Annotated in this window: 9 protein-coding genes; 5 read left to right on the forward strand and 4 right to left on the reverse strand. The window is 45.2% G+C overall.

Annotated features, from left to right (window positions below; translation table 11 throughout):
- Positions 1–157: 157 nt before the first annotated feature.
- Together H6F74_RS22500 and H6F74_RS22505 are read right to left on the reverse strand one after the other, a co-directional pair.
- The gene (locus H6F74_RS22500; RefSeq protein ID WP_190444391.1) at positions 158–310 is read right to left on the reverse strand and encodes a hypothetical protein; all 153 of its coding nucleotides are present in this window, start codon (positions 308–310) and stop codon (positions 158–160) included.
- Between the two features lie 340 nt (positions 311–650).
- Positions 651–884: a Nif11-like leader peptide family natural product precursor gene (locus tag H6F74_RS22505; protein ID WP_190444392.1), complete on the reverse strand. Its 234-nt coding sequence runs from the start codon at positions 882–884 to the stop codon at positions 651–653.
- A 106-nt stretch (positions 885–990) separates the two neighbouring features.
- Here H6F74_RS22505 and H6F74_RS22510 point away from each other — a divergent pair, with 106 nt between their 5' ends.
- Complete coding sequence (locus H6F74_RS22510; protein WP_190444393.1) at positions 991–1,515, forward strand: hypothetical protein; 525 nt, start codon at positions 991–993, stop codon at positions 1,513–1,515.
- A gap of 152 nt (positions 1,516–1,667) precedes the next feature.
- Here H6F74_RS22510 and H6F74_RS22515 read toward each other — a convergent pair whose 3' ends face one another.
- Entirely contained in the window at positions 1,668–1,886 is a 219-nt protein-coding gene (locus tag H6F74_RS22515; RefSeq protein ID WP_190444394.1) for a hypothetical protein, read from the reverse strand.
- Between the two features lie 364 nt (positions 1,887–2,250).
- Between H6F74_RS22515 and H6F74_RS22520 the strand changes: the two genes are divergently transcribed.
- Positions 2,251–2,610 carry a phosphomannose isomerase type II C-terminal cupin domain gene (locus tag H6F74_RS22520; protein WP_242017778.1) on the forward strand — a complete coding sequence of 120 codons (360 nt, stop codon included), beginning with the start codon at positions 2,251–2,253 and terminating at the stop codon, positions 2,608–2,610.
- Positions 2,611–2,866: 256 nt separating this feature from the next.
- Here H6F74_RS22520 and H6F74_RS22525 read toward each other — a convergent pair whose 3' ends face one another.
- The gene (locus H6F74_RS22525; RefSeq protein WP_190444395.1) at positions 2,867–3,751 is read right to left on the reverse strand and encodes a tetratricopeptide repeat protein; all 885 of its coding nucleotides are present in this window, start codon (positions 3,749–3,751) and stop codon (positions 2,867–2,869) included.
- A gap of 418 nt (positions 3,752–4,169) precedes the next feature.
- On the opposite strand from H6F74_RS22525, the gene H6F74_RS22530 reads away from it, so the two are divergent.
- From H6F74_RS22530 to H6F74_RS22540, 3 genes are all read left to right on the forward strand, one after another.
- Complete coding sequence (locus H6F74_RS22530; RefSeq protein WP_190444397.1) at positions 4,170–5,753, forward strand: efflux RND transporter periplasmic adaptor subunit; 1,584 nt, start codon at positions 4,170–4,172, stop codon at positions 5,751–5,753.
- A 49-nt stretch (positions 5,754–5,802) separates the two neighbouring features.
- Complete coding sequence (locus H6F74_RS22535; protein WP_190444396.1) at positions 5,803–7,020, forward strand: ABC transporter permease; 1,218 nt, start codon at positions 5,803–5,805, stop codon at positions 7,018–7,020.
- Between the two features lie 104 nt (positions 7,021–7,124).
- On the forward strand, positions 7,125–7,883 hold the full coding sequence (locus H6F74_RS22540; protein ID WP_199301532.1) for an ABC transporter ATP-binding protein: 759 nt from the start codon (positions 7,125–7,127) through the stop codon (positions 7,881–7,883).
- Positions 7,884–8,148 lie beyond the last annotated feature (265 nt).

Here is an 8,148-nt window from a genome sequence, read left to right on the forward strand (position 1 = left end):
GATGCTTTGGTTTTGCTTTTCTTGTTCTCAAATCCTGATGGCATTACTCGAACCTTGCCTCTTGATGGATTAAATCTTACCCTAGCCCGAATAGTGCTACTTTCAACCCAACTTTGCCGCTCAGGTAAGTCCGCTTGTCAATAGGGTTTGAGACGCGCTAACCCTGAGATTTATAGCGGGTTATTAGTTTTGGTAAGTGCAGCCAACTATCTAATTTAGCAATATCCGCTTTAAAACCTTCTTTAAGCAGTTGTTGCGCCTTTTGTTTGATTTGAAGTTTAGCATGACGCTTCTCTTCAACTGCTTGCAATTCGTTCGCAAGATAGCAAAATTCCCTATACCTTAACCTCAGAGTCTCAACTCTGGCTAGATCAATGTAGAAAAATTTTATCCAAACAAGTAGTCCTAGTACATTTGCGTAGGGAGTACATAGGATTTACAGGCGCGTGATGTATTCTGGCACACACACTAGGTAAAAAATAAAGAAGCGATCGCCTTCTCCGGCTTAGATATAGAATTACAACGCCCCGCTTCAAATCCCTGGCGTTGTACCCTCAAAGCATAATTTTGTAGGATTAGCAACATAAAGGCAAAAGAAAACAATAATTTCTTTTGCCTCTTGCGTTTTTATTACTCACCTTATGCAGCGACTAAATCCAGCGAACGCTTCGCAGCCAAGGCCAAATGCCTGTCTGTCTTCTCAATATGACACCTTCACTATGTTCTTTAACAACTTCCTTGAGTTCCTCCGTGGTTAAGGGATAACCCAATTCACTAGCAACTTTTACGAACTCATCTGGATTGGCTACGGCTTGGAACTGTTTGCGTAAATCTGCATTGCGGGTAGCAGCTTCCAATAATTGGCTGGCACTTTCTTTAGACATCTTTAGAATCTCCTTCTGGTACTGTGTCTTTTTTGACCTCATCTAGCGTCGCAATTTCATACGCTATAGTAAGTGCTGAAATTATATTCTTAGCTCAATTTTACATATGACAGCATCTACTATGGTGAATATTTTTATAGAAAATATCCTTTTTGTGATAATCTCCACGTCTTTTCTGGTGTTTGTGGACTGGGTGTGGAGACAGGCAAAGCCGTTCAGTATTCCCCAACCATTACCGACTTGGTTTAAAGCGTGGTTATCTGTTGTGCTGGTGGTTGGGGTGCTGTTTCCGGTACTGGCGATAGTTCTCTGGGGTGTGTGGTGGAATCACGAGAGTGTGTTGTTAGCGCTCATTCCCTACCTTGTCATGCTGGCGTTACAAATCTTATCTGAAAGTGTGACGTCAAAACGGTTTCAATCCTGCGTGTGGGTGATGATTCCTTGTTTATATCTGCCTTATCGCGTTTGGCAATTGTATAGTGGATTGATGCTTTTGAGCCTGGAGAGCGAGACAATATGGGTGCAGAGATTGTTAGTGGTAGAAATTGTCCTTTGGATTTTTAATTATGGCGTACATTTATCGCAAATTCCCCGGCTGCTTCGTTGGGAATTACAGCCTGAGAAGGAATAAATTGTAGCGGCAGATGGAAGGAAAAATAATATTAAGAAGATTATTGCTAAACTATCCAGGGATATAAATTTTGTTCTTTTTAAATAACTGTGCTGCAAGGCAATATAAGGAAATATAAGCAAGTAGGATTATCGCTTAACCAGCAGCACTGTTTATGACATAGCAGAGATTTCATTGACAAGCTTGACGCGGTTCTTGCGTACAGCGTAAAGCAGTCGGTCGATGGATCTTATATCTTCTTCGTTGGGGGAATCCTGCAATAGTGCAGCCATCATTCCATATCGGTCAGCGAGGGTAATGCTACCAGAGTGGCTGACTTGGGCGAATAATTCAGCGATCGCAAACTCTAGAGGACAGACTTGAACTTGCATGATTTGGTCAGAGAACTCGATACTTCTAATATGAAGCTTTTATATATTTTTTTAGGTGATTAAAAACTTCGCTTAAATGTGACAATACTCTGGGCCAGAAAGCGATCGCAAGCTTCGAGTAAAGGTGATGCAATGCTTGCTCGTCAGTGATATAAGTCACGTTTTGGGCCAGAAGCCTGATGTACCAATCCTAATTGACTAATTGATTGCTTAAATCCGCCAGAATTAAGGTGAAGCTATCTTGGGACGAATCACTCGCTTAATAATAAGTCTTTAGGTAGTTTAAAAAATGCGGCAAAATTGAAATATCAACCTTGGGAGACAGGTGATGAATAGCAACCAAAATGAAGGGCAAGCTTCAACTATGCCTTTGCCGGAAGACACTTCTACGACACGGATACGACCTTGGGGGAAAGTTACAGTTTTAGAAGAAGGGCCGCGCTACCGAATTAATCGTATTGAACTCAACCCAGGTCATCATATTAGTACCCAAATGCACTATCACCGCAGCGAACACTGGATCGTTGTGTCTGGCACTGCCAAAGTGATATGTGATGGAAAGGAGACTACCTTAGTTCAAAAACAGTCAACTTACGTACCTATGTCTACACCTCACAGGGTAGAAAATCCTGGGGTAATTCCTCTACTGATGATTGAAGTCCAAAATGGGGAATATCTGGGAGAAGATGACATCACTCGATTCCCAGAAGATCCGGAAAGCTAGGGGCTAGGGACTGGGGACTGGGGATTGGGGACTAGCAAAAGACCGCTTTTTCTCTCAATCCCCCTGTACCGAATGGCGCTAATTAAAGCCCTGAACTAAAGTTCGAGGCTCAAAGCTCAAGTCCGTTTTAACGGACTCAGATGCTCACTATATATGAATTTCAACCTGTTTTAACAGGTTTTAGCTTTGAGCCGTGAACTAAAGTTCACAGCTCTTAAGTCAGTGCCATTCTCCCCAGTCCCCAATCCCCAATCCCTTATTCTGGTGCAGCTTGCGGTTGTTCCGATGGAGGTTCGCTTTGGGCGATGGTTTCTTGTATCCGGGGGATTTGCAGGAACTTTTGAGTTTCTGAGATCAAGCGATCGCCCCAAAGATTCTCTTTGAGAAAATCTACATCGGCGTAGCGATTGTCTAGGCGAATAGCAGTCTCTCCCAAAAGCACAGCTTTTTCCCTGTCGCCTTTGGCATACAGCGCTACTGCGATAGCTAACTGGGGTTCTGCGGCATCTTTGTCAATAGCAACTGCCGAACGCCACTGACTTAGCGCCCCCTCCACATTGCCCATTTCGTACATTACCAGCCCAATATTGTTAATCGCGGGCCAGAATTTTTTTTCTTTAGCGACTGCTTTTTGGTATTGCGTGATCGCTTCTTGGTAGCGTTGCATTCTGTAGTAGGCATTGCCCAAATCAAACAAAGCCTCTGGTACATCGGGTTTGATCTTCAACCCCGATTGCAAAGCTGTAACAGCTTCCTGATACTTTGCCTGCTGAAAATGCCCGCTTCCTATAGCAAATAGAATTCCGGCATCATCGGGTTTCAGGGTTCTAGCTTGTTGCAAGGCATTAATTGCCTTATCTACTTCCCTCGCTTGCAAGTACAAACTGCCCAGTAGAAACCAGGTTTGATAACTTTGGGGAGCCAGCCGAGTTGCCAGCTGCGCCCTTGGCAGCGCCAGATCGTATTGCTGGAATCGCGCCAACTGAGCCGCATCTTGTGCCAGGTTCAACCCCTGCTGCTCTAGTTCTTTTGCATCCAGTTGCAGCGTATAAGGTATGAGTGCCTGCCCGAAGGCGGGTTGCTGTACACTCCATAAACCCAGGACAACGAGAAGAGAAAATAAAGGAATACGCTTAGGCACGGTGCCGCCTCAAAAATTGCGAAAAATCTTTAGCCACATTACACATAATCTAAATGATTCTGGCAAAAATCGAGAGCCACAGCCACCTATCAATTTTTGCTCGTCCCTGTTACGGTAAACCGTAAGGACACAAAAACCCTGAAAAATCCGTCAACGCTAACATAAAGAAAGGATAACAACTCCCCTTAGTAGAAGCTTTTACTGTAATTCACCCGGTTAGGTGTTTCCAAACATAAAAATATTTAGCTATTTTTGGCGAGGTGGGACGTATCGACCGCCTCAAAACTGATGGTAGGCAAGATGCGTGTTCTACGAGATGAAAAAATTTATTACTTAGAAATAATTCATCTGATTAGTAATAAAAATTACCATATAAAACCCAAAACAATCCGTATTGCCTGAAGTGAATACCACACAAATGCAACTTCCCCTAATTGGAAAAGTCAAGAATCCTTCTCGCTGGATAATCGGGCTGCTAGCATCAGGCATCCTGGTAGCTAGTACGACTTATTTCGTTATGGGTCGGAGTTCGCCCCAACTAGATATCCAGACACTAACCGTACCTGTAAAATCGCAAAGCCTGAAAGTACGGATCGCCGCCAATGGAACCGTTGTGCCGCTGCAAAGCGTCAACCTCAGCCCGAAAACATCTGGGACTCTGGCGAAGTTGTACGTCGAGCAAGGGGACAAAGTGCAGCCGGGGCAAAAGATTGCCCAGATGGAGAATAGAGAGCTTCAGGCGCAACTATCACAAGCGATCGCTAATCTTAAGCAAGCCGAAGCTCGTCTAGCAGAGGCTCAAGCTGGTAGTCGTCCTGAAGAAATTGTTCAGGCAAAAGCAAGACTGTCTCAGTCGAAAGCTCGTTTGCAGCAAGCTGAAAATGGCTCTCGTCCAGAGGAAATCGCCCAAGCGCAAGCCAGGTTGCAGCAAGCGCGATCGCGTCTAGCAGATGCCCAGAATGGTCGTTCTACAGAAATTGATCAAGCCAAGGCTCAAGTCGAAGCCGCCAAAGCGCGAGAAAATTTGGCGCAAAAACGGGTGAAACGCTATCAATTCTTAGCCGATCAGGGAGCAGTGGCTACAGACCAGTTGGATGAAGCTTTGACAGAATACCGCAATGCTACCGCCAACGTTAATGAAGCCCAAAGACGGCTTGAGCAACGCACAAGCAGCACCAGCCAAGGAATTGAGCAGCAACAAGCTGCCCTAACAGAGGCGCAGCAAGCCTTAAAACAGCTGCAAAGCGGCACCCGTTCCGAAGAAGTTTCCCAGCGTCAAGCTGATGTGGCAGAAGCACAATCAGCCTTGCGTCAGTTAGAAAATGGAACGCGACCAGAGGAAATTGCCCAGCTTAAAGCCGCTGCTGATGCCGCTAGAGCTTCGATGCAGGCGGTGCAAGTCCAGCTATCTGATACGGTGATAGTTGCTCCGTTCGCTGGCATTGTGACGCAGAAATATGCCCAAGAAGGAGCTTTCGTTACCCCCACAACTTCTGCTTCCAGCACTGCTTCTGCTACTTCGAGTTCAATTGTTGCCCTTGCTAGAGATTCAGAAATTCTCGCTAAAGTCCCAGAGGTGGATGTTGGACAAATTAAACAGGGACAAGCTGTAGAAATTGTAGCGGATGCCTATCCTGACCAAGTATTTAAAGGTAAGGTGCGCCTGATTGCTCCAGAAGCGGTGGTTGAGCAAAATGTCACCTCTTTTCAGGTGCGGGTAGCGTTAGAAACAGGTAAGGAGCAACTGCGTTCGGGAATGAACGTGGATCTGACCTTTGTGGGCGAAGCGGTGAATAATGCTTTGGTGGTGCCTACGGTGGCGATTGTGACGGAAAAAGGTAAGACGGGCGTACTGATACCCAGTGAGAATAATGAACCGAAGTTTCAAGAAGTAACAATAGGCTCAACTATTGAAAACCAAACGCAGATTTTGGAAGGGATAAAACAAGGCGATCGCGTCTTTATTGACTTACCTAAAGATAGAAAACCCAAGGAGGAATAAACACTAATAGCTCTTGAACAATTAGCAATTAGCAATTAGCACGCTCACTATGGACATTCTCGAAAGCGTCAAAATGGCAGCCACAACGCTAGTGGCAAACAAACTGCGTAGTAGTCTCACCATGTTGGGCATTATGATTGGTAATGCCTCAGTTATTGCGATGGTGGGGATTGGGCAGGGAGCGCAAAGGCTGGCATCAGAACAATTTGAGGCGCTTGGGCCAAATGTGCTGTTTGTGGTTCCCGGTTCTCAGGCCACTCGAAATACTACCTTAGAGGTGCCGAAAACCCTGGTACTGGAAGATGCGAGAGCGATCGCTACCCAAGTGCCTTCTGTTAAAGAAGTCGCTCCCCAAATTAATACCAGACAATTAGTTACCTACCGCAACAAAAATACTAACGCCACCATTCTTGGCACAACTTCCGATTATCTCTCAGTGAGAAGCTTTGATGTCGAAACCGGACGATTTATCACCGAGCAAGATATCAAGCGGAGTAACCAAGTTGTGATGCTGGGGCCTGAGTTGGCAAAAAAACTGTTTGATAACCAAAATCCCATTGGCGAACAACTGCGGATAAAAAATCTCAGCTTTCAGGTTGTTGGCATTATGAAACCTAAAGGCTCAGCGTTGGGAGATAATCCCGATGAAACCGTTTATGTGCCAATTACCACCGTAGCTAACCGCATCGTCGGACGGACATCACCTTATGGTTTGGAAATAACCGCCATTTCTCTTTCCGCCAAAGATGAAGATAGCACAGGGGCAGCTAAATTTCAGGTGGAAAATTTGCTGCGGTTACGGCACAAAATCAACGGAGAGGATGACTTTACCGTCAGAAGCCAAAAAGACTTGTTAACAATCGTCAATACGATTACCAGCGGATTGACACTGATGTTAGCAGCGATCGCAGCCATCTCCCTCTTTGTCGGCGGCATTGGCGTAATGAACATTATGCTTGTCTCCGTCACCGAACGCACCCAGGAAATCGGACTCCGCAAAGCTATTGGCGCACAAGAGCAAGATATCCTGATTCAATTTATCATCGAGGCAGTGATTCTCTCAGCAGCTGGTGGCTTATTCGGTACTATGCTGGGTGTCGGCGGAATTTCGCTTGTCAGCGCCTTTTCTCCTTTGAAAGCCAGCATTTCACCTGTAGCTGTTATCGTTGCTGTGAGTGTTTCCGGGGGTATCGGTTTATTTTTTGGTGTCGTCCCCGCACGACGAGCAGCTAAACTCGATCCAATTGTAGCTTTGCGAAGCGCTTAAGAAGTTTTGTAGGGGCGGTTCTAGAATAAACTTGGCATCTCACCAAGATATTGACTAAACGCGCCCACTTTGAGTTTTGAGTCCTGAGTTTTACAACTAAATAAATGCAAGATAAATACAGTTCTCAGTCTTCAGTCCTCAGTCCTTCAAAAAAAACAATTATTCAACTTGAGGATATTACCAAAGTCTACGGTATCGGTGACACAGAAGTTCGCGCCCTTGCTGGTGTTAGCTTGATCGTGGAAGAAGGCGAGTATTGCTCAATTATGGGCGCGTCTGGTTCCGGCAAGTCCACAGCTATGAATATTATCGGCTGTCTCGACCAACCAACCGACGGATATTATTATTTAGATAACGTGAATGTGTCTCAACTGGGAGACTCGGAATTAGCTAAAATTCGTAACCGTAAAATTGGATTTGTGTTCCAACAATTCCATCTTTTGCCTCAACTTTCGGCGTTAGAAAATGTCATGTTGCCGATGGTTTATGCTGGTATACCTAATGGCGAAAGAAGACAAAGAGCAACAGAAGCTTTAACTCGTGTAGGTTTGCAGCATCGCCTGAATAATAAACCAAATCAACTTTCTGGGGGACAACAGCAGCGGGTAGCGATCGCGCGTGCCATTGTCAACAATCCCGTCTTACTGCTTGCCGACGAACCCACGGGCGCTCTCGACTCCAAAACCACCGAAGAAGTCATGAACATCTTCACCGAACTGAATTCCAGCGGTATCACTGTTGTGATGGTGACTCACGAACCAGAAGTAGCACGTCTAACTAAACGCATCGTCTGGTTCCGCGATGGAGAAGTTTTACACTCTCATTTGAAGCCAGAAGATATTGGTCAGGTTGCTGTTTCTTGATAAGTTGTAGCTTGGGTTTCGTTCCTACGTAAGGTTTAGATTTTTAGCTTTAAATAAAGAAACCTGGTTTCTTTGCTTCCTTGATTTATAGCGTTTCTCAGTTACGCGCGTGTACATCAGAATAACCTAACCCCCAACCCCTTCCCTACAAGGCTATCCATTACCCGCATCTTTCTTAACAATCAGACAAAATACTTAAAATAATGCTCAAAGGCATAACAGGTATAGTTTTGAGAGAAGAACCTAGTAGCGGGTGATGGTTTCA

Origin of the sequence: Trichocoleus sp. FACHB-90, assembly GCF_014695505.1 — a bacterium.
In the GTDB taxonomy this organism is placed as follows: Bacteria; Cyanobacteriota; Cyanobacteriia; order Cyanobacteriales; family FACHB-T130; genus Funiculus; species Funiculus sociatus.